General features: G+C 68.1%; 20 protein-coding genes. 5 read left to right on the forward strand and 15 right to left on the reverse strand.

The features are described from left to right. Positions 1–50: 50 nt before the first annotated feature. Together DID99_RS22900 and DID99_RS22905 are read right to left on the reverse strand one after the other, a co-directional pair. Positions 51–749, reverse strand: coding sequence for an RES family NAD+ phosphorylase (locus DID99_RS22900; RefSeq protein WP_124646469.1), 699 nt, complete (start codon positions 747–749; stop codon positions 51–53). Between the two features lie 2 nt (positions 750–751). After that, positions 752–1,171, reverse strand: coding sequence for an MbcA/ParS/Xre antitoxin family protein (locus DID99_RS22905; RefSeq protein ID WP_044846587.1), 420 nt, complete (start codon positions 1,169–1,171; stop codon positions 752–754). A 233-nt stretch (positions 1,172–1,404) separates the two neighbouring features. Between DID99_RS22905 and DID99_RS22910 the strand changes: the two genes are divergently transcribed. Further along, on the forward strand, positions 1,405–2,187 hold the full coding sequence (locus tag DID99_RS22910; protein ID WP_044846588.1) for an ABC transporter substrate-binding protein: 783 nt from the start codon (positions 1,405–1,407) through the stop codon (positions 2,185–2,187). 974 nt (positions 2,188–3,161) lie between these two features. On the opposite strand, the gene DID99_RS38510 is transcribed toward DID99_RS22910, so the two are convergent. Next, the gene (locus tag DID99_RS38510) at positions 3,162–4,634 is read right to left on the reverse strand and encodes a sigma-54 dependent transcriptional regulator (protein ID WP_124486452.1); all 1,473 of its coding nucleotides are present in this window, start codon (positions 4,632–4,634) and stop codon (positions 3,162–3,164) included. A gap of 437 nt (positions 4,635–5,071) precedes the next feature. Then, positions 5,072–5,989, reverse strand: coding sequence for a metal-dependent hydrolase (locus tag DID99_RS22930; protein WP_124522642.1), 918 nt, complete (start codon positions 5,987–5,989; stop codon positions 5,072–5,074). A gap of 591 nt (positions 5,990–6,580) precedes the next feature. On the opposite strand from DID99_RS22930, the gene DID99_RS22935 reads away from it, so the two are divergent. Further along, positions 6,581–6,922: an FKBP-type peptidyl-prolyl cis-trans isomerase gene (locus DID99_RS22935; RefSeq protein WP_044846591.1), complete on the forward strand. Its 342-nt coding sequence runs from the start codon at positions 6,581–6,583 to the stop codon at positions 6,920–6,922. 26 nt (positions 6,923–6,948) lie between these two features. Next, a complete protein-coding gene (locus tag DID99_RS22940; RefSeq protein WP_124646468.1) occupies positions 6,949–7,716 on the forward strand; it encodes an AraC family transcriptional regulator in 768 nt (255 codons plus the stop codon). Positions 7,717–8,010: 294 nt separating this feature from the next. On the opposite strand, the gene DID99_RS22945 is transcribed toward DID99_RS22940, so the two are convergent. Beyond that, positions 8,011–8,469 (reverse strand): helix-turn-helix domain-containing protein, encoded by a 459-nt coding sequence (locus DID99_RS22945; RefSeq protein ID WP_124571626.1) that lies wholly within the window; start codon positions 8,467–8,469, stop codon positions 8,011–8,013. Between the two features lie 158 nt (positions 8,470–8,627). Here DID99_RS22945 and DID99_RS22950 point away from each other — a divergent pair, with 158 nt between their 5' ends. Next, positions 8,628–9,863, forward strand: coding sequence for an MFS transporter (locus DID99_RS22950; protein ID WP_124667579.1), 1,236 nt, complete (start codon positions 8,628–8,630; stop codon positions 9,861–9,863). A 141-nt stretch (positions 9,864–10,004) separates the two neighbouring features. Here DID99_RS22950 and DID99_RS22955 read toward each other — a convergent pair whose 3' ends face one another. The 10 genes from DID99_RS22955 to DID99_RS23000 all read right to left on the reverse strand — a co-directional run bounded on the left by DID99_RS22955 (position 10,005) and on the right by DID99_RS23000 (position 22,933). Continuing rightward, positions 10,005–11,129: a glycosyltransferase family 4 protein gene (locus tag DID99_RS22955; RefSeq protein ID WP_124486456.1), complete on the reverse strand. Its 1,125-nt coding sequence runs from the start codon at positions 11,127–11,129 to the stop codon at positions 10,005–10,007. A gap of 41 nt (positions 11,130–11,170) precedes the next feature. Then, positions 11,171–12,355 carry a glycosyltransferase family 4 protein gene (locus DID99_RS22960; RefSeq protein WP_124646466.1) on the reverse strand — a complete coding sequence of 395 codons (1,185 nt, stop codon included), beginning with the start codon at positions 12,353–12,355 and terminating at the stop codon, positions 11,171–11,173. After that, complete coding sequence (locus tag DID99_RS22965; protein ID WP_044846597.1) at positions 12,352–13,818, reverse strand: O-antigen ligase; 1,467 nt, start codon at positions 13,816–13,818, stop codon at positions 12,352–12,354. The genes DID99_RS22960 and DID99_RS22965 overlap by 4 nt, the downstream gene beginning before the upstream one ends. A gap of 10 nt (positions 13,819–13,828) precedes the next feature. Further along, complete coding sequence (locus tag DID99_RS22970) at positions 13,829–14,965, reverse strand: glycosyltransferase family 4 protein (RefSeq protein ID WP_124646465.1); 1,137 nt, start codon at positions 14,963–14,965, stop codon at positions 13,829–13,831. A 148-nt stretch (positions 14,966–15,113) separates the two neighbouring features. Continuing rightward, complete coding sequence (locus DID99_RS22975) at positions 15,114–16,073, reverse strand: glycosyltransferase family 2 protein (protein ID WP_044846599.1); 960 nt, start codon at positions 16,071–16,073, stop codon at positions 15,114–15,116. Between the two features lie 62 nt (positions 16,074–16,135). Next, positions 16,136–18,361, reverse strand: a complete 2,226-nt coding sequence (locus tag DID99_RS22980; protein ID WP_044846600.1) for a polysaccharide biosynthesis tyrosine autokinase — start codon at positions 18,359–18,361, stop codon at positions 16,136–16,138. 50 nt (positions 18,362–18,411) lie between these two features. Further along, positions 18,412–19,590 (reverse strand): polysaccharide biosynthesis/export family protein, encoded by a 1,179-nt coding sequence (locus DID99_RS22985; protein ID WP_044846601.1) that lies wholly within the window; start codon positions 19,588–19,590, stop codon positions 18,412–18,414. Further along, positions 19,584–20,027, reverse strand: a complete 444-nt coding sequence (locus DID99_RS22990) for a low molecular weight protein-tyrosine-phosphatase (RefSeq protein ID WP_124486461.1) — start codon at positions 20,025–20,027, stop codon at positions 19,584–19,586. The genes DID99_RS22985 and DID99_RS22990 overlap by 7 nt, the downstream gene beginning before the upstream one ends. Before the next feature lie 49 nt (positions 20,028–20,076). Then, positions 20,077–21,492 (reverse strand): UDP-glucose/GDP-mannose dehydrogenase family protein, encoded by a 1,416-nt coding sequence (locus DID99_RS22995; RefSeq protein ID WP_124486462.1) that lies wholly within the window; start codon positions 21,490–21,492, stop codon positions 20,077–20,079. Between the two features lie 67 nt (positions 21,493–21,559). After that, entirely contained in the window at positions 21,560–22,933 is a 1,374-nt protein-coding gene (locus tag DID99_RS23000; protein WP_124486463.1) for an undecaprenyl-phosphate glucose phosphotransferase, read from the reverse strand. Between the two features lie 426 nt (positions 22,934–23,359). Here DID99_RS23000 and DID99_RS23005 point away from each other — a divergent pair, with 426 nt between their 5' ends. After that, positions 23,360–24,886: a mannose-1-phosphate guanylyltransferase/mannose-6-phosphate isomerase gene (locus DID99_RS23005; RefSeq protein ID WP_124646464.1), complete on the forward strand. Its 1,527-nt coding sequence runs from the start codon at positions 23,360–23,362 to the stop codon at positions 24,884–24,886. Positions 24,887–24,986: the final 100 nt, after the last annotated feature.

The following is a 24,986-nucleotide window of genomic DNA, read 5'->3' on the forward strand; positions in this document are numbered from 1 at the left end:
CTCGGCGGACTCACGCTCACGCGCGCGCGTTTGCGTGCGCGAGCACTGCGCTAACCCACCTGGTTCAGCTCGAACACCGCGTCGATCGCGGATCCGTTCCAGTTGTATTCGAGATACGCAGCGTGATGACAATCGCGCAGCAGCGTCGTGCGAAACGCCGCGAGGCACTCGCCGCGCGGGTCGCGCACCGACGGATAGACGATCCCCGCGCCGCCCGCGTCGCGCACCGCGCGGCCGAGTGCCTGCCCCGCGCCGTAATCGAGCGGATCGAGCAGCGCCGGGCTGCGCTGCGGCCACGTGCGCACGTCGGCGACGTCGCCCTGCGCATACACCGTGTAGAGCCGCATCTGCTGACGCATCGGCGCCTCCTTCGTCGCGGCCAGGAACAGCCCGCTGTGATAGCGCGTTTCGGCGATCGCCGTATCGCGCGACCGCCCGCAGTAGAACACGCCGTAGCTGCCGTCCGAAAAGCGGCTGCCCTGCGGATTCAGATGCGTGAACGCGGCCATGATCGGCCCCCAGCCCGGGCCGTAGCGACGCTCCGCCGGCGGCACGAGTTCGAGCGTGCCGACTTCGTTGCGGATGCGATCGTTGGTCAGCGATTCGAGCGCATAGAGCGCATCGAAATCCTCGGCGGACGCGACGCGGTCGAACAGGTTGATGGCTGGAAAACGAGTGGGAATCACGCGATAGGCAGGTGCCCAGTCGACGACGGTCATGGGCCAGTGCTGTACTGCTTCGATCGGCATCGTCACGCCCAGCCACCCCGCATCGCGTCGAGATATTGCCGGACGGCGACCAGGTCGCCGACGTTGCCGGCGAGCATCCGGTCGAGCGCGCGCTTGCCGCCGAACGGCGCGGCGTCGTTCGGCCGCTTGACCCAGGTGTCGGCCGCGGCCGGCTGCGGCAGCAGGATCTGCAGCGCCTTGTAGATGCCGAGCAGCAGCGATAGCCGCTCGAGCGTATCGCGCGGCAGGCGCGCCGATTCGGGCGAGGCCTTCCACTTGAAGAACGTCGAGCGGCCGGGCGAGCCGAGCAGGACGATCTGTTCGTCGATCGTCAGTTCCCAGTCGCGCGCGATGTTGAAGAACGCGCGCAAGCCGGCCGCCGACATCTGCGCGACCGAAGCCTGCCGCGGGGCGGAATGCGGATCGAAGGCGGGCTGTGACATGATCGTTAGTCTCGAAACGAATTTACTAACAAGATTAGTCCATTTTCGTATTTTTGCAAGGGTCGTCCCCCGGCGTGCCGGCAGTCCTTCCGAAGGATCGATATTTTTTGTCCATTCTGGACTGCGATTTTATTTTCTGCGTTAATGTCCGTGCGGACAGCGCACCGGGACGCGGTGCGTCCCCGCAGCAACCGTGTCGCCCAGAACCGGATAGACCACGCCAAGGAACCACCATGAAGAGACTGATTGCCGCCGTTTCGATCGCCCTGCTCGCGGTATCGGCAGGCCCCGCCGTCGCGAAGGACTGGACCACGCTGCGCTTCGGCACCGACGCCAGCTACGCGCCGTTCGAATCGAAGGCGCCCGACGGCAAGCTCGTCGGCTTCGACATCGACCTCGGCAACGAGATCTGCGCACGGCTGAAAGCGAAGTGCGTGTGGCTCGAGAACGATTTCGACGGGATGATCCCGGCGCTGAAGGCGAAGAAGTTCGACGCGGTGCTGTCGTCGATGTCGATCACGCCGCAGCGTGCGGAACAGATCGGCTTCACGACGAAGATCTACAACCAGCCGACGCGGCTCGTCGTGAAGAAGGGCTCGCCGCTGCTGCCGACGGCCGAATCGCTGAAGGGCAAGTCGATCGGCGTCGAACAGGGCACGACGCAGGAAGCGTATGCGAAGGCGTACTGGGCGAAGCAGGGTGCGAACGTCGTGTCGTACCAGAACCAGGACGGCGTGTATGCGGACCTGACGTCGGGCCGCCTCGACGCCGCGCTGCAGGATGAGGTGCAGGCCGCGATCGGGTTCCTGAAGTCGCCGCGCGGTGCCGGCTACCAGTTCGTCGGGCCCGAACTCGTCGACGAGAAGGTGCTCGGCATCGGCGCCGGTATCGGGCTGCGCAAGGAAGACGCCGACCTGAAGGCGAAGATCGATCGCGCGATCCTCGACATGGTCAAGGACGGCACCTACAAGCGGCTCGCGTCGAAGTACTTCGACTTCGACATCTACGGCGGCTGAAGCGGCGCCGCGCGCACGGGTGCGATGCCCGTCGCGCGCGGCCCGACCGCCCCTCCCCTGCTCGCCGGACGGCGACGCCTCCCTGACGTCTGCCGTCGCACCGGTTTCATCGTCCGTATCGCGCAACCGGATGCCGCACGTCATTCGCATGGCAAACGGATCGCCTGCGCTGGCGACCGCAGGCGCTCGACGTCGTCAATAAGCGAAGACCGGGCGCCGGGGTATCGGCGCCCGCGTGCACATCCCCATGCGGACCGGATTGGCGAGCGGGAAAGCACCGGCCCGGCGCGGATGACCGGGTATCAGCCGGATCCGCCTCGCACCGGGCGCGGAGAGGTGGCCTGTCGACGCGTGCCGGCCGGCAGCAAGGTGCGCGGTCGACCGGCGATGGGTCGAATCACTGCGATCGCGACCTGCCGGCCGCGGCGTGTTGAGATCGTTCATTTTTCTACCCCGTATTCGAGTCGTTGCTTGTGCCGGCAACCGGACACCGCCGGTGCTCCGACGATCCGACGACGACGGCCCATGCCGCCCGGAGCGGGGCCATGCTGCCCGTCCGGCCGTCATCCCCGCGGACTGCGTCCTAGCCGGTTCTCGAATGGTTCGCTGCCGAACCGGCCGGACGTCGCGTCGTCGACTCTCGCACCCCAACCTGTGCAAGGAGCACGCCAGCTTCGTTCGGGGCCGGCGGCACAAGCCTTTCATCGGACCAGTGTGCGGCCCGGACGGGCGGGACATGCCGGACGTTGCGAAACTGAAACATGCCGGGCGCGAGCGGCCTCGGTCGCGTGGCGGCAACGCCTTGCCGGACAAGGCGCGCGGACGAGCCGGAAAATTTTCCCGGCGCGGGCCGCGCGTCGCCGCCCGCGTTTGCCGGGGCTTTTTGCACAGCCGTCGGCAGGAAACGTTTCACGCCCTTTACATGCCGCCGGACGCCCGCGCACGGACCGGCCGCGGACGCTTCCGGGCCGCCTTCAGCCGACTCGCTGGTGGTCGGCGTCGTCGGGCGGCGAGCCGTCCTTCCCGCCGTTGTCGCCGGTGTTGTCGTGGTCGTTGAGTCCGTGCTCGATCATCATCCGGTACAGCGTCACGCGCGAGATGCCGAGTTCGGCGGCGGCCTTGTTGATCCGGTGATCGTTGCGCAGCAGCGCGTTCTCGATCGCGACGCGCTCGGCGAGCGAACGCGCCTGTTCGAGGGTCACGGGCTCCGTTTCACCCGGAACCTCGAGCCCGAGATCGTGCGGCGTCAGCAGCCGGCTCTCGGCCATCACGATCGCGCGGCGCACCCGGTTGATCAGCTCGCGCACGTTGCCGGGCCACTCGTAGCGGCGCATCGCGTCGAGCGCGGCCGACGTGAAGCCGCTGATCTTGCGGCCGCTGTCGCCCTTGAATTTCTGCAGCACGTAATGCGCGAGGATGTCGATGTCCTTGCCCCGCGCGCGCAGCGGCGGCTCGTGAATGCGCAGCACGCAGAGCCGGTGATAGAGGTCCGCGCGGAAGCGGCCGGCTTCGACCGCGCCGTCGAGGTCCACGTGCGTCGCCGAGATGATCCGCACGTCGACCGGAATCGATTCCTGGCCGCCGAGCCGCTCGATCTTCCCTTCCTGCAGGAAACGCAGCAGGCTCGCCTGGCTTTCGACCGGCATGTCGCCGATTTCATCGAGAAACAGCGTGCCGCCGTTCGCCGATTCGATCCGGCCCGCGCGCCGCTGGTTCGCGCCGGTGAACGCGCCGCGCTCGTAGCCGAACAGTTCCGACTGCAGCAGGTGATGCGGGATCGCGCCGCAGTTGATCGCGACGAACGGCCCCTTGCCGCGTGCCGAGCGCTCGTGGATCGCGAGCGCCGTCAGCTCCTTGCCGGTGCCCGACTCCCCGGAGATGAACACGCTCGCGTCGGTTTTCGCGACCTTGCGGATCGTGCTGAACAGCTGCTGCATCGCTTCGCAGTTGCCGATCATCCCGTGCTCGCCGATCGATGCCGCGTATGCGGCGCCGTCGACGCGATCGAGCGCGGCCATCCCGCGCGCGTGGCCGAGCACGTGCGAAATCCATTCGTACGGCAGCGGCAGCGTCACGTAATCGAAACAATAGCTGCGGATCAGTTCGCGCACGGCAGCGCCGATCGTGATGCCGGCCTGCGCGATGGAAATCCAGCCGATCGCCGGCTGGCTCAGGCACGCCTTCAGCGCGGGATAGTCGCGCGACGTGAAGCCCGAGAAATCGATGAGCCCGGCGGCGACGTTCACGCCGGACGTCATGTTCTGCGCTGCGCCGGCCGTCTTCGCGACCGAGATATCCCAGCCGAGCCCGCGCAGTTGCGCCAGCAACGGCTCGTCCGGCGAACGCATGATCACGAACAGCTTGCGTCCGGCCTCGGGAGCGGTGACGGATACGAGCGGCGTCTCGGACGCCGCCGTCCCGCTTGCGTCGGGTGACCTTGCAACCATCGTTGTTCCCCGCTTGGCGTTGGTATCGTGCGCTGGCTCGCCGCCGCGTCCGACGGACGTCGATCGAACCGACATATTGGCCGCATTTTCGTCCGAATAAAATCCCCCCGGGGAATAATCGCGTGCCGGGCGAACCCTTTCATGAACGGTATATCGACGCCGCCGACGCGCGGCTAGATGGGTGTTATCCCGGTGGCGCGGCGGGCGCGAAGCGAGGCCGGACCAATCGCGAACACCCGACGCCGCGCCGGTGCTGGCGCGCGGGGACGGCACGCGAGGCCGGGCACACGGGATCGGACCGGCGTCACGGGCCGGCACGCCCGGTCGGCCGCACCGGCCCGGTACCCGCAACCGTTTCCGCTTGATGCCGGTCAATCGTCGGATAAAACGGGGATGATGCAGGAATGCAACACGCGCAGCGCAGCGCGGCGAGCGGGTCAGCGTCCCGATGCGAGCGGCGCGAGCGCGTTGGCGCGACCACGGCCGGCCGACGCGCCGTCGTGTTCGCCGTACGCGGCGACGAGCGCGTCGACCCGCGCGAGGTGATGGCGGTTGTCACGGTCCCACGGGTGGAAGCCGGGCCGGAAAAAGCTCAGCCACTCGCCCGCGATCCGCGGAAACAGCCCACGACGCGGCCCGTACAGGAACGCGAGCATGCGCAGCATGCCGCGCACGCGATGCTCGATGTCGCGATCGCGCGACAACAGCGTCGCGTGCAGCAGGAACACAGTCGGCCAGAACGTCAGCGTCGTCAGCAGATAGACGCCGATGCGGATCAGATAACGGCGCAGGCCCGGCTTCATCGCGACGTTCCAGACGTCGAACGACACGGCCTTGTGTTCGGTTTCCTCGAGCGCGTGCCACACCCACATCTGACGGTAGCCGTCGACCGAGCCTTCGAGGCGCGTCGGATCGCGCAGCAGCCAGTCGGCGAGCATGGCCGTGTAGTGCTCGGCGGCGACCGTATGCGCGAGCTGCACCGAATGCGGCAGCTTGCGCTTCATGTAACCGAGCACGGTCCAGATGCGCTTGTCGAGCTTGCGCGCGGGCAGGCGGTTCGCCTGCATCAGCTCGTTGTATTCGACGTGCTCGCGCGTATGCATCGCCTCCTGCCCGATGAAGCCGAGCACCTGCCGCTTCAGCACCGGATCGTCGATCCGGTCGCGATAGTGGCGCACGGAATCCATGAAGAATCGTTCGCCGGCGGGAAACAGCAGCGACAGCGCGTTGAAGAAGTGCGTCACGTGCGGGCCGAGCCCGTGCCAGTCCTTCGCGCGTTCGACCGGCAGGTCGAAGCGCAGGTCGCGGCGCACCGGCATCACTTCGGCCGCGGTGGCGGAAGCGGCTGACTTCATGTTCGTCGTTCTCCTTGTTTCCGGGCGGCCCGGCCGGCCGTTGCGGCCATTGCGACCGTACCGGCGCGGCCCGGGCAGCGCATCGCGCATCGCACGGATCTTGACATCGATAGCTGTAAAGATAGGCGCCGGCGAACGCCGTGCGCAAGCCGCGCGGTAGATGCGCGCTTCCAAACAGGGCACGGTCGGCAACGCGACAAAAGCGGCGTTCGGGTGGCGTTCGGGTGGGTCGCGATTCGAACGCGCGCATCCGTGCGCAACCGCGCAGGTGGGCGACGCGCGCGCGAATCGCAATCGGCGCGCAAGCCCCGTGCGACGGGCGTTTGCGGCGTCGCGCGACGGTTTTTCGATGCGACGCCGAGCGGCCGGATAGCGCCGCTTCATACGCGCGTGGCGTTCGCGCGGCGCAACCCCTTCGAGCCGGTCCGCGAACGATTCAAACATGCGTTCCATTCGCGTATCGCGCGAGATGCGTCAGCACCGCCGCGACCGGCGCGCGACAGGCGCGCGGCCGTGCCCTCGCCGCCTGCGGCGGCCCCCTGCGCGCTCGCCTACAATAGCGGTTTTACCCAACCCCTTTCAGGAGAAGTCATGTCTGTCACCACGACCGCATCGGGCCTCAAGATCGAAGAGCTGACCGAAGGCACCGGCGCGGAAGCGCAAGCCGGCCAGACCGTCAGCGTCCACTACACGGGCTGGCTGACCGACGGTCAGAAATTCGACTCGAGCAAGGACCGCAACGACCCGTTCGCGTTCGTGCTCGGCGGCGGCATGGTCATCAAGGGCTGGGACGAAGGCGTGCAGGGCATGAAGGTCGGCGGCGTGCGTCGCCTGACGATCCCGCCGCAACTCGGCTATGGCCCGCGCGGTGCAGGCGGCGTGATCCCGCCGAACGCGACGCTCGTGTTCGAAGTCGAACTGCTCGCCGTCTGACGACGCCGCCGGCCGACGTCCTTACGATGGAACGCATCGCGTCTCCCGCCATCGCGCTGCGCCGTTACGACACGTGCGAAGCGTCCGACGTGCACGACTTTCACCAGGTCGTGCTCGGCGTCGACGGCGCGATGGTGATGGCGGTGGACGGCGTCGGCCAGCGCATCGACCGGCACGCGGCCTGGCTGATTCCGGCCGGCTCGCGCCACGATTACGCGGGCCTCGGCGACAATCGCCAGCTCGTGCTCGACCTGCCCGCCGCGTCGCTCGCGGTGCCGCAGCGGCTGTTCGACAGCGCGCGTGCCGTGTCGATCGACCCGGCGCTGACGTCGCTCGTCGCGCAGGTCGCGACAGCGGCCGCGCAGCTCGACGGCCCGGCCGGCGACACGCGGCACGCGCATCGCTTCCAGTGGCAGGCCGCCGCGCGTCTGTGCGACGCGCTGCTCGGCGACGCCAGCCTCGCCGCGCCCGCGGCGGGCCTCGATTTCGCGCGCATCGACCGCTGGCTGCGCGCGCGGCTCGCGGAGCCGCTGCGCATCGCCGATCTCGCCGCGCACTGCGGCTACGGGATGCGCCGGTTTCACCAGCTGTTCGTCGACGCGTTCGGCGAAACCCCGCATCGCTACCTGCAGCGGCTGCGGCTCGACGCCGCCGTCGTGCTGCTCGCCGACGGCCGCCATCCGCTCGTCGACATCGCCGGCATGGTCGGCTTCGCCGACCAGAGCACCTTCACGCACGCGTTCACGAAACGCTTCGGCGTCGCGCCGGGGCGCTGGCGCGGCGAACGGCACTGAGCGGCCGGACGCCACCCGTTTTCCTGCAATAGCGAACGCGATTGCGCCGATCGCGCCCATGCGTCATGGCCGGATGGTTTTCGACAGTCGTTGTCATCGCGCGCGACATCGTGGCGCGCATGAAAGCGGTGCGCACCGGGCGGGGTCTGCAGCCGCTTGAACGGGACTCTCGGCCGCCACCGGGCGCGCGACCGATGCGGCGACGCCGCGCAACGGTAAAGACACGGTCCTTGCGTCGCACGGCGTCCTGGGCACGGCGTCCGGGGTCATCACGTCCGGATCATCACGCCCGTATCACCCCCGCTCGTCGCCCACTTTCCGCACGACCGTATCCGCCGCCTTCAACGGCCGACCATCGTCGTGCCGCAGCGCGAGCTTGCGGATCGCGCGGCCCGTCTTGCGCTCGACCAGGACAGAATGCGGCTCGCCGCGCGCGAACAGGTTCGCCTCGCCCCACTGCCGCAGCATCACGATCACCGGAAACAGCCCCTCGCCCTTCTTCGTCAACGCGTACTCCTGATACGCGCTGCCGTCCGACGCGGGCACGACGTCGAATACGCCCGCGTCCACCAGCATCCTGAGCCGGTCCGACAGGATATTGCTCGCGACGCCGAGGCTCGCGCGGAAATCGCCGAACCGGCGCACGCCGTCGAACGCGTCGCGCACGATCAGCAACGCCCAGCGATCGCCGACGATATCGGTCGCCCGTGCCACCGGGCACGGCGAATCCGCAAGACTTTTCTGCCTGGCCATGTTGTTCTCCGCTGTCGCGCCGGTCGCCTTCGCACGCGCCCGGCACGTCGGTGCGCGGACCCGTTGCCCGCCGCCCCACAAGTTGCATTTTAAAACTACTTTTCCTACACTTACACTGGTTTCAAATTGCAACTACTTAAGCGAGTGCGAGGCAGCCCATGGAATCGTCTTGTCGTTCGGGAACCGTCGCGTCCAGCGCGACATCGCGTGCCGCGCGCCCGGCCGATCGCGCGCGCGTATCCACGGCGCTCGTCGCGCTGCTGGCCGTCTGCTGCGCGGCAAGCGTCGCAAACGTGTACTACGCGCAGCCGCTGCTCGATTCGATCGCCCGCGATTTCCGCGTATCGCAGGCGACGGTCGGCGGCGTCATCACGGCGACGCAGCTCGGCTGCGCGCTCGCGTTGCTGTTCGTCGTGCCGCTCGGCGACCTGCTGAACCGCAAACGCCTGCTCGCCGTCCAGCTTCTGCTGCTGACGGCGGCCTGCATCGGCGTGGCCGCCGCGTCGACGCGCGTCGCGTTGCTGGCGGGCATGGTCGCGGTCGGGCTGCTCGGCACCGCGATGACGCAAGGGCTGATCGCCTGCTCGGCCGCGCTTGCGGGGGCCGGCGAGCGCGGCCGCGTGGTCGGCGCGGCACAGGGCGGCGTCGTGATCGGCCTGCTGGCCGCACGTTCGCTGGCGGGTGTCGTCACGGATATCGCCGGCTGGCGTGCGGTCTACCTGGTGTCGGGCGCACTTGCGATCGCGATGCTGATCGCGCTGGCGCGGCTGTTGCCCGATGCGGACGCGCCGCGCGAGCGCATCGGCTACGCAGCGCTGCTCGGTTCGATGGTCACGCTGCTGCGCAACGAGCGCGTGCTGCGTGTGCGCGGGGCGATCGCGCTGCTGATGTTCGCGGCGTTCAGCATCTTCTGGAGCGCGCTCGTGCTGCCGCTGAGCGCGCCGCCGCACGCGATGTCGCATACGCAGATCGGCGCATTCGGGCTCGTCGGCGCACTGGGTGCGGCGGCCGCCGCGCGCGCGGGCCGGCTCGCGGATCGCGGGCTCGGCGAAGCGACGACCGGCGCCGCGCTCGCACTGCTCGCATGCTCGTGGCTGCCGCTCGCGTTCACCGGTACGTCGATCGCGCTGCTGGTCGTCGGCATCGTGCTGCTCGACGTCGGCGGGCAGGCCGTCCATGTCGTGAACCAGAGCATGATCCTCGGCGCGCGGCCCGATGCGCATGCGCGCCTCGTCGGCTGCTACATGCTGTTCTATTCGATCGGTAGCGGACTCGGCGCGATCGCGTCGACGATGACGTATGCGCACGCGGGATGGATCGGTGTCTGCGGGCTCGGCGCGGCAGTCAGCGTGGCCGCGTTCGGCGTATGGGCCGTGACGCTCGGGCGTGCCTGAACGACGCGTGTCGAGCCCGGCGCGCGAGCCGCCGCATGCCCGGCTTCGAACGACAAAAGCCGGCTCGCCCGGATCGGGCGGCCGGCCTGCGAACCGGACGTGTATGCCGGCTCGACCGTCGCGGCGACGCGCCGCGTTCGCTTACCCCGCCGCCTGGATCGCCTCTTCGTACACGCCGGCGACGCGTCGCGCGATCACCGCGTTGTCGAAATGGTCGCGCGCGTAGCGCTTGCACGCCGCTTCGTCCGGCAACGCGATCGCGCCCGACAGCGCGCCGCCGAGCCCTTCCGCGATCGCGTCCGCGCCCGTCGACGGCAGCACGAGGTCGTTGGACAGCCCGGCGACCGCCTCCGGCAGCCCGCCGACCGGCGTGACCAGCACCGGCGTGCCGGACGCGAGCGATTCGACGGTGATCAGCCCGAAGCCTTCGAGCGCGACGGTCGGCACGACGCTGACCGTCGCCGCGCGGTACAGCGCCGCGAGATGGTTGTCGGGCACGAAACCGAGCAGCTTCACGTTGTCCTGCAGCCCGGCTTCGTCGATGCGCTGCTGCAGTTCCTCGCCGATCTTGCCCTTGCCGGCGATCAGCAGCAGCACGTCCGGGTGACGATGCTTGACGAGGCCGATCGCGTCGATCAGGTCCTCCAGCCCCATGCGCCGCACGAGCCGGCGCACGGCCAGCACGATCGGCCGGTCCTGCGGCAGTTGCAGCTTGTGCCGTGCCTCGGCCGGCGTGAGCGGCGTGTCGAACTGCGCGGTATCGACGCAGCCGGGAATCACGCGCACGCGCGACGGATCGATCCCGTAGCGGTTCGTCAGGATCTGGCCGAACGCCTGCGACAGCACGATCAGGCGCGACGAGCGCGTATAGACGGCCTGTTCGAGATAGCGCTTCGCGCGCTGCCCGAGCGATGCGGCGCCCTCGACCTGGCTTTCGTCGGCCCACGGCCCCTGGAAGTGCGACACCTGCGGAATCCCGCGCGTGACGTCGAGCCCCGGGAACGTGTACAGCGCGAAGTGCGACGAAATCACGTCCGGCCGCTCGCTGCGGATCTCGTCGCGCAGCGCGCGGCGCGCGGCGAGCATGCGGCGCGCGAGCGGCTGCGACGCAGGTCCGAAGCCCTGGATCGCACCGCCCGTGTCGTCGGCGACCTTCGGCGAGCCGGCGACGAGCCCGCGCACCGCGACGCCCGCGCCCGGCAGCGCGCCGACGAGCGAGTAGTACATCCGATCGAGGCCGCCCGCGCGTTCGGGGAACCAGTGCATGCCGATTTGCAACGATTTGATCGGCCGGGAAGATTGAGACGTCACGGTTGCTCCTGCGTGATTGCATGCTCGACCCGCTCGAAGGCGGACGGCTGCGTGGGTTGGCCGATGCGCCGGTAAAGCGCGACGTACTGGGCGCCCATGTGGGCCCAGCCGAAACGGGTCATCAGTTCGCGGGCCGCGTCGCCCATCGCGCGACAGGTGTCGCGCGACGCCGCGAGCGAGCCGATCGCCTGCGCGAGCGCGGCCGGATCGTCCGGGTCTTCCAGCACGATCCCGCAATCGCGCGTGATGATCTCCGCGCCGCCGGCGGTGCGCGCGGTGACGACCGGCAGCCCGGCCGCCATCGCTTCCAGCAGCGACAGGCTCATCGCTTCGTAGCGCGAAGGAAACACATACGCGTCGACCGAGCGCATCAGCGTCGGCATGTTCTTCACGAGCCCGAGGAAATGCACGCGCGACGCGATGCCGAGCGCGCGCGCCTCGTCCGGATACGGGCTGCCGGGCAGATAGCCGGCCACCGCGAGATGGACGTTCACCGGCAGTTTCGTCAGCGCCTTCAGCACGGTGCCGAGGTTCTTGCGCGGCGTGCGCAGGTCGCCGACGAACAGCAGCAGGAACGCGTCGTCCGGCAGCTTGAACGCCGCGCGATCGGCCTGCGCGCCCGCGAACGCGCTGCCGTCGACGCCGTTGTAGATCACGCTGATCTTGCGGCTGTCGATGCCGAGCCCGGCGATCTCGTCGGCCACCTTCTGCGACACGGCCGTGATCGCGCGCGAACGCTTGTACGCCCAGCGCTCGAGCGCCGTATTCACGCGTGTATAGACGTACTGGTACGCCGACCACAGCCCCTTCGTCGGGCCGAACGGGTAGTACGGGCTCTTGAACCAGCCGCCGTGCACGAAGTGCGCGGTGTTCACGTCGGCCTTGATCCACGAGATGAAGCCGTTCACGTGCAGCACGTCGTATTCGCCGCGATGCGCGCGCAGCCAGGCCGCGCTCTTGAGCGCGAACACCTGCTGCTTGACGAGATTCGACGGCCAGAAACCGCCGACCTTGACCGGCACCCAGCGCACGCGCGGGTCGGCCAGCAGTTCGGGCGCGACGTGCGACGCGACCAGCGTGACCTCGTAGTGTTCTGCCAGCGCCGCGCGCGCGATTTCGTAATTGACGCGGCCCTGCCCGTCGTTATGTCGCACGACGTGCGTGACGATCGCGATTCTCAATGGTCGCCTCCCCGTGAACGCGCGGCGGCCAGCAGGCGCTGTGCCTTTTGCCAGTGCGCCGCGGATAGTATGGAAAAAATGGCCGTGAACAGCAGCAGGCCGCCCGTGCCGATCAGCGAGTTCGTGAACACGAGCATCGCGAACACCGACAGGCACAGGCTCAGGCATGCGCCGACGAACTTGTCCTTGCGCAGCTTGAACGCCGCGCGCAGCGTGCGGGCGAGCAGCATCACGACACCCGACAGGTACAGCAGCGTGCCGGGCCAGCCGAGCACGAACGGCACGTTCATCACGCCGCTGTCGAAGCTGCCGTACTTGCCGAGCTCGCCGCTGTCGCTCGACAGCTTGGTGGACGCGCCGGTCGCGCCCATCCCTTCGCCGGCGACGTCGGTGAACGCCGTTTGCGCGAAGGTTGCGTAGAACTTGTTGCGGTCGTCGTAGCTGCGGTCGTCCTTCAGGTTCGTGATCGACTGCAGGCGCGCGCCGAGCCGGTCGGCCACCGGCCCGACGGTCAGGAGCGGCACGCACAGCCCGACCAGCACGACCCCGCTGATCAGGATCCGCATCCGCACGCGATTGCTCGACTGCACGAGCTGGATCGCAAGCGCGATCACCCAGCCGCCCCAGGTCGAGCGCACGAGACACAGCGCGAACGACACGAAACCGGCGGCGCCCGCGAACCAGCGGACCTTCTGCGGTGCCGCGAACACGAACACCAGCGCGCCCATGATCGCGAACGCGAACGGCCCCGACGAGTTCATCGTGCTGAATACCCGCACGCCGTACGGCACCGGCTCGCCCTGCGAACCCATGTCCGAGCCGATCATCCACAGCACGTCCCACTGCGGCATCACGAAGTACTGCACGACCCCGTACACGCCCATCACGAGCATGCCCCACATGAACGTGGACAGCAGCACGTCGCGGTACTCGGGATAGTCGCGCGCGTTGACCATGATGTGAAAGCCGATCAGCACCGGGTACACCCAGTTCGCGAGGTCGTAGGTCGCGGCCATCACGCCGCTCGACACGATCCCGACGAGGTACGCGTACGTCAGCCCGAACAGCATCAGCAGCACGGGAATCCCGCGCCGCTGGGCAAGCACGCGGTAATGCCTGAGCAGCCCCAAGCCGGCGATCATCGTCACCGCGAGCGGCGCGACCTGGATCAGGCTCGTCGGCGTGAACGCGCCCTTCGACCAGTCGGCGAGACGCCGCACTTCGGGGCTCAGGAACCACACCCACCACATGAAGCCGACGTAGCGCGCCGGGCTCTTGAAATACAGCCAGATGCCGACCGCGATCGCCAGCACCGGAAACGCGAGCGTCAGCACCTTGCCCTGGTGAATGGCGATCAGCGCGGCGGTCAACGTCCACAGCCCGGCCTGCCCGACCCAGTGCTTCGGTTCGGGTAACCGGCTGCGGCTGCGCGACGGTGCGCGTTCGGCGGCAATCGTACTCATCGATCCGCTCTCACCGCGACGACGGGCGCGAATCCGCGAGCGGCATCGCGAGACCGGCGGCCGCCGGCGTGCGACGCCGGCGCAGCAGGTCGCGTGTGATCCGCACGTGCTGCTCGGCGAACGCCTGCGTGGTCAGGTCGCGCTCGCGCAGGCACGCGGCCGCGGCACGCGCGCATTCGAGCGCGGCGGCCGGATCGGCCACGAAGCGATCGGCAGCCTGGCGCATCGCCGCTGCGTCGAACGCCGGCACGTAGGCGGCCGTGTCGTGCGGGAAGTAGTCGCTGAGGCCGCCCACGTCGGACACGATCATCGGCTTGCCGACCGCCGCCGCCTCGAGCATCACGGTGATGCCCGACGCATGGAAGTTCGGCCGCAGCGGCACGACGATCACGTCGGCCCATGCGTACAGCTCGTGCTGCTTCGCGAGGCCCGATGCCGAGCCGATCTTCACGTTCGGCGCATGCCACTCGCGCGGCACGCGGCGGCGCGTCGCGAGCCGCACGTCGTAGCGCTCGTCGCCGCCGAACGCGGCGAGGAACGTGCGCCAGTCGCGGTCGCGGTCGTTGCCGATCGCGGCGATCCGCAGCGGCCGGTTCGGCTTCCATTGCTGCGGTTCGGCCGGCGGGAAGTCCTGCGTGTTCAGCCCGTAGTAGACGAACTCGGCCTCGCGCCCGAGATAGCGGCGGCACAGCTCGGCGTTGTCGCGGGCGAGCGTCGTCAGCGCGTCGGCGCGCGCGAGCAGCTTGCGGTACAGCCAGCGGCGCGGGCCGCCGAAGGTGTTCCACTTGTCGAACAGCCACACGCTCTGCGCGAGCAGCAGCGGGCGCTTGCCCTGCGCGCCGGCGAGCTTCAGGACCAGCGCGGCGGCGAGGTGCTCCTGCTCAGTGTGCGTCCAGATCACGTCCGTGCTCAGCAGCGCGGCGCGATTGCGCCATGCGTGCACGACGTCGAAGCCGAGCGCCGCCTTCAGCGCACGGCGCGCGAGGCTCGCGACGCGGTTCTCGCGGCGGTCCTGCGAATAGGTCAGCCGGAATTCGTCGGATTCCGCGTGGTGATAGCCGTACAGGCAGCCGATATTCTCGCCTTGCCGATAGGTACGCGGATCGGCGCCGTAAAACAGGTGAACGTGAACCTTCGTCGAAGTCATGTCAGCCTCCGCCAGGCCGTCGGATGCACCGACGGGCAAGCTTCAGGGAGCTGGAGAGGCTGCGCCCCTCCAGGCGAATCAAATGAGCGCGGGAGTCGGACCATTTCATGCCCTTCGCGGGTGGCCGTGCATCGTGCGCGCGGCCCGTTCAAGACGTCACCGGCGGCATCGCCGCACGGTGGGGGGCAAGATTCGCGCGGCGCGCCTCGCGCGCGCCGCGGCGCACCGCGCGCCAGTGGTCGCGCACGCGGTCGCGCCGCGCGGTGTGCAGCGACAGCAGCACGTGCGCGAAACCCGGGTAGACGCGCGTGCCGACCAGCGTCCACCACCACCACGCGATCTCGCGCCGCAGCGGCGGCAGATGCTCGCGCAGGATCAGGTGCAGGTTGTACGCGCCGTTGCTGATCGCATTCAGCGACGCGGCGTCTCGCCGGTCGTCGTCGAAACGCTCGGCCGGAAAATGGTCGACCGCGATCGCCGGGTCGTAGACGAGCTTCCAGCCGTCGCGCTGCACGTGCATGCTGAAACCCATGTCGTTGTGCACCTGCGCACCGGCGCCGCGCAGCCGCGTGTCGAAGCGCAGCCGCTCGATCGCAGCGCGGCGGTAGCTCATGTTCGCGCCCTTGAGCATGTCGACTTCGCGCGCGCCGCCGACGCCCAGGTGATGGTTGCCGACGATCTTGCCGGACAGTGTGAGCTGGCCGACTAGTTCGCGCGATTCGTCGAGCACGCGACCCTTCTCGTGCACCCAGTCGCGGCCGCCCACCGCGCCGACGCGCGGGTCGGCGAGGAACACGGCCTCAATGCGCGCGAGCCAGTCGGCGTGCGGCGCCGCGTCGTCGTCGGTGATCGCGACGATGTCGCCGTGCGCCGAGTCGAGCCCCTTGTTCAGCGCGGCGACCTGCCCCGGCACGTCGACCGGCACGATCCGCAACGGCAGCGCGCCGCCGACCGACGGATCGGCGAGGCGCTCGTGCGTGGCATCGTCCTCCGGGCGCGCGACGACGATCACCTCGTCGGGCAGCCGCGCCTGGCGCTGCAGCGCCAGCAGGCAGCGCGCGAGGTCGGCGGGACGCCGGTAGGTCGGAACGAGCACGGAAATTTTCATCGAAAGTTCTCCAGTCGGCCGGGCCGATGCGGCTCGCGCCGGCCCGGTTTCGTGCAATGCGGTCAGGCGCTCAGGTATTCGTGGACGGCCGCATAACCGCGGCCGTAGCCGCGTGCCTTCGGCGGCACGCCGTTGAAGATCCCGCCTTCCAGATCGACGCCCGCGGTGCGCAGGCGCTTGATCGCGTCGGCGATCTCGCCTTCGGTATGCATGCCCGAGCGCAGCACCAGGAAGGTCGCGCCGGCCATACGGCCGATGATGGTCGCGTCGGTCACCGCCAGCACCGGCGGCGAGTCGATCAGCACGACGTCGTAGCGCTTGCCGAGCCCTTCCAGGTATTGCGGCAGACGGGCCGACATCAGCAGTTCCGACGGGTTCGGCGGGCGCGTGCCGGCCGAGATGAACGACAGGCCCTGCACCGGCGTCTCGCGGATCGCGTCCTCGAGCGACGACTGGTCGCTCAGCAGCTCGGACAGGCCCGGCTGCGCGGTAAGGCCGAAGTAGCGGTCGAGCATGCCGCGGCGCATGTCGGCGTCGACCAGCAGCACACGCTTGCCGGAATGCGCGAGCAGCACCGCGAGGTTGACCGTCAGGAAGCTCTTGCCGATGCCCGGCGTCGGGCCGGTCAGCACGACCACGCGGTTCTTCGCGTCCATCATCGCGAACTGCATCGCGGTGCGCAGGCTGCGCATGCTTTCAACGCTCAGGTCCTTCGGACGCAGGCTCGCGAGGATCGGCCGCGCGCGGCCGCCGCCCTTCTCGGCCATGGCGTCGAGCTTCACCTGCTCGGCGCTTTGCGGCACCAGCCCGTACAGCGGCAGGTTGAACGTGCGCTCGACGCGGTCCGGATCCTCGATGCCCTGGAACAGGTTGCGACGCAGGAACACGATGCCGGTGCCGAGGATCAGCCCGAGGAACACCGCCGCCGACAGGATCAGCACCTTCTTCGGCTTGACCGGATCGCCCGGGCGCAGCGCCGAATCGACGAGGTGGATGTTGCCGCCCGTGCCGGCCTTCTGCACCGACAGCTCCTGCACGCGGTTCAGCAGCAGCACGTAGATGTCCTCGGCCACCTTCGCGTCACGCTGGAGCTGGACGGCCTTCACTTCGGTGGCCGGCAGGCTGCGGAAGCGGTTGCTGAACTTGTCCTTCTCGCCCTGCAGTTCCGCGAGCTGCTGCTTCGCGGCGATCACCATCGGGTGCGAATCGGTGAAGCGCTGCGCGAGCGACGCGAGCTGCAGGCGCTGCGCGGCGATCTGCTGCTCATACTGCACGCTGCCTTCGAGGTAGACCTTCGCCTCGTCGCTCGCGTTGATCGAGCCGGACGTGCGCTGGTACTGCGTCAGTGCGGCTTCCGCGCGCTCGAGGTCGGACTTCAGGCGCGGTTCCTCGCCCTTCAGGAAGTCGAGCATCTTGGTCGCTTCGGCCTGCTTCGCGATCACGTGCTGGTTCAGGTACGACTGCGCGAGCGCGTTCGCGATCGCGGCGGTCTGATCCGGGTCCTTGCCTTCGAGCGAGATCTGGACGACGCCCGTCTGCTTGCCCTGCTCGGACACCTGGATGCCCGACTGGAAGCCGGTGATCGCATCGAGATCGTTGTAGCGGACCACCGTGAATTGCGTGCCCGGACGCGCGACGAGCTTCTGCACGAGCAGCGTCACGCCGCCTGCCTGCTCCGATTCGCCGACACGGCCCGACAGAAGACGGTTGCCGTTCTGGTCGACCAGCGTGTAGGTGCCGTTCGGGCCGGCCGTCAGCGTCAGCTTCTTGCCTTCGAGCGCGGGCACGACGTTGATCGTGTCGATGTCGGCGACTTCGCCGCCCCATGCGTACGAGCGCAGGCCGAACCACGCACGCGCCGGTTCGCCCGGCGTCGCGACGCGCGCGGCCAGGCTGCCGAGCACCGGCAGCGTCTTCGGCGCGACCGAGAAGTTCAGCTTGAACTGCTCGACGACCGGCGCGACGACGCCGCGGCTCTTGATGATCTCGATTTCCGCTTCGGTCGGCGCCTGCTGCGGACCGCTGTTGATCATCGCGCCCGTCTGCGTCTGGGTGAGCGCCTGCGACGTGTTGTCGTTGCCCTCGACCCGCACGTGCACGTCGGCCTGATAGACCGGCTTCGCGATGTAGCAGTACAGGCCGGCCATCGCGATGACGGTCACCGCGATGCCGAGCAGCAGCCAGATGTCGTCCATGAGCACCTGGAGCAGCTGGCCGAGGACGACGTCCTCTTCCTCGGTTTTCGCGGTCAGATCCGCGTAGGAGTGTTTCGCTTGCGTGTTCACCATTCGTTCCCGCTTGAGTGGTGCCGGGGGGCAGGCGCCGCCCCGGCGGGCTATCAGCGCGTGATTTGCCGCATGTAGAAGATCGTCTGGATCGTCGGCAACACCTGCTGCAGCACGCGGTTGAACTGCACCGAGCCGGCCGTGCTGACGTAGACGACGTCGAGCGGCTGGAGCGGGAAGCGGCTCGACAGCATCAGCGCATCCGGCTGCGTCATGTCGAGGCGGAACACTTCCGGCTTCGTCGGGTTGTCGCGCATCCCGCGCATCACGTAGATCTTGCGCGGGTTCGCGTCGGTGTCGAGGATGCCGCCGCCGGCCGTCAGCGCGTCGGCGATGGTCAGCTTGCCCTTGAGCATCGGCACGGTGACCGGCGTCTTGACCTCGCCCATGATGAACACGCGGCTGTCGCTGCGGTCCGGCACGTTGACGATGTCGCCCGGCTGCAGCATCACGTTCTGCTTCACTTCGCCGCGATCGAGCACGCCGTTCGCGTCGAGCGTGTAGAGCTTGCCGTCGCGCGTCAGGCGCACGCGCTGCAGGTCGGCCTCGTTGGTCGAACCGCCCGAGCGCGAGATCGCGTCGACGAGCGTCAGCGGCACGTCGCTCACCGCGAGCGGGCCCGGCTGCTTCACCTCGCCCGTCACCTGCACCTTCTGGCTGCGGAACGACAGCACGCGCACGTCGAGCTGCGGATTCTTCACGTAGCGCGCGAGGGTCGATGCCATCTGCTCGCGGATCTGCGCGACCGTCTTGCCCGCCACGCGGATGCGGCCGACGAACGGGAAGAAGATCGTGCCGTCGGCGGCGACCGTCTGGCCGTACGGATCGGCCTGGCCCGGCAGCGCAGTCGTATACGGCTGCTGCAGCGCGCCCGCGACCGACTGCGTCGTGTTGCCGCCGCTCGAGAACGACTGGCCCTGCGGCGTCGTCAGCTCGGGGTGATCCCACACCGTGACGCCGAGGATGTCCTGCGGACCGACGCGGTACACGTACTCCGACGGATCGGTGTATCGGCCCGGCGGCAGCGGATGCTCGACCTGCTGCTTCTGCAGCTGATCCATCACCAGCTTCGCGTCGATGTAATGAACCGGATAGGTTTCGGCCTGCCCTTGCCGGCCTTCGTCCTTCAGGTTCGACGAGTCGAGATAGTTGCCGGGCGCGCTCGCGCAGGCCGACAGGAATGTCGTCATCGCGACGGCGAGCGCCAGCGGGCGCATGGGACGTTTCAGCATAGTTTTTGCAGCCATCCTTGAACCAGACGTTCGATCAATGAGTAGCTCTCGCGATAGTCGGCCTCGGGGCCGCCATGCGGATCCGCGATCTCGGCGTCCTCCCACTTGCCCAGCAGGTGGACCTTGCCGCGCGCGAACGGATCGACCGCCTCGACGGCCTTGATCTGTTCGCGCTCGCTGACGAGAATCAGGTCGGCGTCGCGCACGATCCGGCGCGACAGCCGCCGCGAACGGTGCGTCGTCGCATCGACGCCGCGCTCGGCGAGAAGTTGGCGCATCACCGGATCGATGCCGTCGCCGTCGTTGGCACGCACGCCGGCGGAGTGGAACGTCACGCGCGGGCCGCCACGCGACGCCGCGTGCGACTTGAACAGCAGTTCCGCCGCCGGGCTGCGGCAGACGTTCGCGTGACAGACGATCAGGATGTTGCGGAACATGGCGTCTCGATTCGGTAACGGGTAACGACGGGTAACGGCAACGCGCCGGTTACGCGTTCGCGCGCGCGGCGCCCGGCACGCGCGCGGCGACGGCCTGGCGCGAGCCGGGGCGGCCGATCGGGTGGTATTCGATGCCCTGCTCGCTCATCGTCTCCGGCTCGTACAGGTTGCGGCCGTCGAAAATGACCGGCGACTTCCACAGGCGGCCGAGCGCGACGAAATCCGGGCTCTTGAATGCCTTCCATTCGGTGACGATCACGAGCGCATCGGCGTCGCGTGCGGCCTGCGCCTCGTCGTCGACGAAGCTGAGGCGCTCGAGCCAGCTCGGGTGATCCGCGAGATCGAGCGCGAGCACGCGGCGCGCTTCCTGCTGCGCGACCGGGTCGTACGCGGCGATGCGCGCGCCGCGCGACAGCAACTCGGCGATCAGCTCGCGGCTCGGCGCTTCGCGCATGTCGTCGGTGTTCGGCTTGAACGCGAGACCCCAGATCGCGAACGTGCGACCGGTCAGGTCCTCGCCGAAGCGCGCGACGATCTTGTCGGCCAGCACGCGCTTTTGCGTCGCGTTCACCGACGACACGGCCTTCAGGATCTGCAGCGCCTGGCCGTGCTCGTCGGCGGTGCGGATCAGCGCCTCGACGTCCTTCGGGAAGCACGAGCCACCATAGCCGCAGCCCGCGTACAGGAAGTGATAGCCGATGCGCGGATCGGAGCCGATCCCGCGGCGTACGGCCTCGATGTCGGCGCCGAAGCGGTCGGCCAGGTTCGCGAGCTCGTTCATGAACGAGATGCGCGTCGCGAGCATTGCGTTGGCCGCGTATTTCGTGAATTCGGCCGAGCGCACGTCCATGTACAGCGTGCGTTCGTGGTTGCGGTTGAACGGCGCGTAGAGCTTCTTCATCAGCTCGCGCGCGCGTTCGCCCGGCACGTCGTCGTCGCAGCCGATCACGATGCGGTCCGGCCGCGTGAAATCGTCGACCGCCGCGCCTTCCTTCAGGAATTCCGGATTCGACACGACCGAGAACATCGGCGCGTCGCCGCCGCGCTTCGCGAGTTCCTCGGCGACCGCCGCACGCACGCGCTCGGCCGTGCCGACCGGCACCGTCGACTTGTCGACGATCACCTTGAAGCCTTTCATATAGCGGCCGATGTTGCGCGCCGCCGCGAGCACGTACTGCAGGTCGGCCGAGCCGTCCTCGTCGGGCGGCGTGCCGACCGCGATGAACTGCACGTCGCCGTGCGCGACCGCGGCCTCGATGTCGGTCGAGAAGCGCAGGCGGCCGGCCGCGCGATTGCGCGCGATGACTTCCTTGAGGCCCGGCTCGTGGATCGGCACGCCGCCGTTGTTCAGGACGTCGATCTTCGCCTGATCGACGTCGAGGCAGAACACGTCGTGCCCGATGTCGGCGAGACAGGCGCCGGTGACAAGACCTACGTAACCGCTGCCGATGATAGTCAGATTCATGATGTGTCGGACCTCGTGACCAATGATTCGAAATTCGTGAAACCGGGGTGTCCGCGCGCGTTGCGCGTCAGTAAGCGTTGCTGCCGGTGAAGCCTTTCCAGAGCGTCAGCACGACGATCTTGATGTCGAGCCAGAACGACCAGTTCTGCATGTAGTACAGATCGAGCTTCACGCGTCCCATCATCTTCTCGATCTGGTCGGTCTCGCCGCGAAAGCCGTTGATCTGTGCCCAGCCGGTGATGCCCGGCTTGATCCGGTAGCGGAACATGTAGCCCTTCACCAGATCCTTGTAGATGTCGTCGTGCGCGAGCGCATGGGGCCGCGGGCCGACGACCGACATCTCGCCCTTCAGCACGTTGATGAACTGCGGCAGTTCGTCGAGGCTCGTGCGGCGCAGGAACCGCCCGACCGGCGTCACGCGCGTGTCGTTCTTGGTCGCCTGCGTGACCTGTCCCGCGACTTCGTGATGCACTTTCATCGAGCGGAACTTGTAGATCTCGAACTCGTGCCCGTCGATGCCCTTGCGCTTCTGGCGGAAGAACACCGGCCCGCGCGACGTGAGCTTGATCAGGCACGCGATCAGCACCATCACCGGCGCGAGCGCCGTGAGCGCCGCCAGCGCGAACAGCCGGTCGAACACGAACTTCGGCAGGATCCGCACGTCGGTGATCGGCGACGCCGCGAGGTTGATCGCCGGCACGCCGAGCACCTCGACCACTTCCTGGTTGAAGAACGACAGCGTGCGCACGTCCGGGATGAAACGGATATTCACGAAGTCGTGGCGGAACACCGTCACGATCTGGTGAATCCGGCGCTCCTCCGTGATCGGCAGCGTGAGCCACAGCTCGCTGATCGCGCGGCTGCGCACCAGCCACACCAGCGATTCGAACTGCCGCTCGATGCGCACGTCGTCGAGCGCGACTTCGCCCGGCGCTTCGCTTTCGTCGTATACGCACACCGGGTTGAAGCCCGCTTCCGGCCGCGAGCGCATCTGCGCGATCAGCCGCCGCGCCGCCGGCGTGCCGCCGACGATCGCGACCGCCTTCAGGTTGTAGCCGCCGCGGCGCAGTTGTCGCAGCACGACGTGCACGCAGGCCTTCGAGCCGGCAAGCAGCGCCATCGTCACGACTGCCCAGTAACCCAGCCACAGCCGCGACAGGTCGCCCGACTGGTGAAAGCTGAAGCTCATCAGGATGCCCGCGAGCTCGACCACCAGCCACGCGAACGCCACGCGCCCCACCAGCCCGACGAGACGCTTGCCGCGCCACGACTGGTAGATGCCGATGGCCGGAAAGAACACGACCACCAGCAGGCAGTCGAACAGCACCGTCGTGCGCTGCAGGTCGTTGAGCCAGATGCTGCCGCCGTGCAGCGCGGCGGCGATCAACGCCCCCAACACGACCATCGCGATATCGATGACTCTCGCCAGCACGCTCAACATGTCCGCTTCCTCTTTGAACAGGCGTTTGCCGAACAGCTCCTCGTGCAGCCCGTGCCGCACCTTCGATTCAAACGTTGCATGACGCTATTGAAGCGGTAAGAAAATCCCTTCTCAAGCGCACAAGTATTTCGAAAAATAATCGGAAATTCTTGCCGCGACATTCTCGAATTAATTCGGCACGTTTTCCCGAATCGATCGTGAATCGGGATTTTTTCGGAAACTTTACGGTTCCCGGCATCCCTTTACGGGAAAGGGCTCCAGCGCGCTCACCCGAATTATTTTTTATTTTTTTATTTGCAGCGGATGCTATCGCGGAAAATTTTCCCGGATCCGTGTGCGACGAATATCTTGCAAAGCGTCCGGTTTTATTGTCGATTTACTTCATGCTACAAACAGGCACTGACTTCAATCGAGGAGAGTGTCATCATGAATGCTCCGGCCGTGGCAGCCGATACGCGCCCTTCTTCTTCCGCCGCCAGCGACGCCAGCCTGCGCGTCGCGGTGCAGCCGGTGATCCTTGCCGGCGGTTCGGGCACGCGTCTGTGGCCGATGTCGCGCGAACACTATCCGAAGCAGCTGATCGGCCTGCTCGGCGATCATTCGCTGCTGCAATCCACCGCGCTGCGGCTCGACGGCCTCGCGACCGGTCATCCGCTGAACGACGACGTGCTGATCGTGTGCGGCGAGGATCACCGCTTCACGACCGCCGAGCAACTGCGCCTGACCGGCAAGCGTGCGTCGATCATGCTCGAGCCGCTCGGCCGCGACACCGCGCCCGCGCTGACGCTCGCGGCGCTGCGGATCGTCGCCGGCGGCGGCGATGCCGTGATGACCGTGATGCCGGCCGACCACGCGGTGGCCGACCAGCCGCGCTTTCATGCGGCCGTCGCGGCCGGCGTGCACTGCGCGGCCCAGGGCAAGATCGCGACGATGGGCATCGTGCCGGGCCGCGCCGAAACGGGCTACGGCTACATCCGCGTCGGCGCGCCGCTCGGCGATGCCGGCACCGGCAACCTCGACGTGCGCCGTCTCGACCGCTTCGTCGAGAAGCCGCATCTCGAACTCGCGCAGCAGTACGTCGCCTCGGGCGAATACTGGTGGAACAGCGGGATCTTCATCGTGCGCGCATCGGTGTGGCTGAACGCGATCCGCCAGCTCGAACCCGAGATCCTCGCGTCCTGCGAGCAGGCCGTCGCACGCGGCAAGGACGACGGCGACTTCTTCCGCGTCGACCGCGACGCGTTCGCGTCCTCGCCGTCGAACTCGATCGACTACGCGGTGATGGAGCGGCTCGTGAACCTGCCGCAGCTGTGCGAAAGCGTCGTCGTGCCGCTCGACGCAGGCTGGTCGGACGTCGGTTCGTGGGACGCGATCTGGCAGATCCTGCCGAAGGACGATGCCGAGAACGTCGGCCGCGGCCACGTGCTGTTCGAGAATGCCGAATCGACCTTCGCGCATTCGGAAAGCCGGCTCGTCGCATGTGTCGGCACGCAGAATCTCGTCGTCGTCGAAACGCCCGACGCCGTGCTCGTCGCCGACAAGTCCTGCGTGCAGGACGTGAAGAAAATCGTCGGGCGCATCAAGGCCGAACGCGGCGCGGAAGCGACCGATCACCGCAAGGTCCATCGCCCGTGGGGGCACTACGACTCGGTCGACACGGGCGAGCGCTTCCAGGTCAAACGCATCGTCGTGAAGCCGGGCGCGCGACTGTCGCTGCAGATGCACCACCACCGCGCCGAGCACTGGATCGTCGTGCGCGGCACCGCGCGCATCACGCGCGGCGACGAAACCTTCCTGCTGTCCGAGAACGAATCGACGTACATCCCGCTCGGCGTGTCGCACCGTCTCGAGAACCCCGGCAAGATGCCGCTCGAGCTGATCGAAGTGCAGTCGGGCGCGTACCTCGGCGAGGACGACATCGTCCGCTTCGACGATACCTACGGACGCCAGTGACGCAATGCCTGCCGGGCGCGCCGTCGCGGCGGTGCGCCCGGCATCACGGGCAATGGAAGCGACAAAAAACAACGCGCGGGCGCCGTGACACACGACGGCC

Source organism: Burkholderia sp. Bp8986, assembly GCF_003854225.1.
In the GTDB taxonomy this organism is placed as follows: Bacteria; Pseudomonadota; Gammaproteobacteria; order Burkholderiales; family Burkholderiaceae; genus Burkholderia.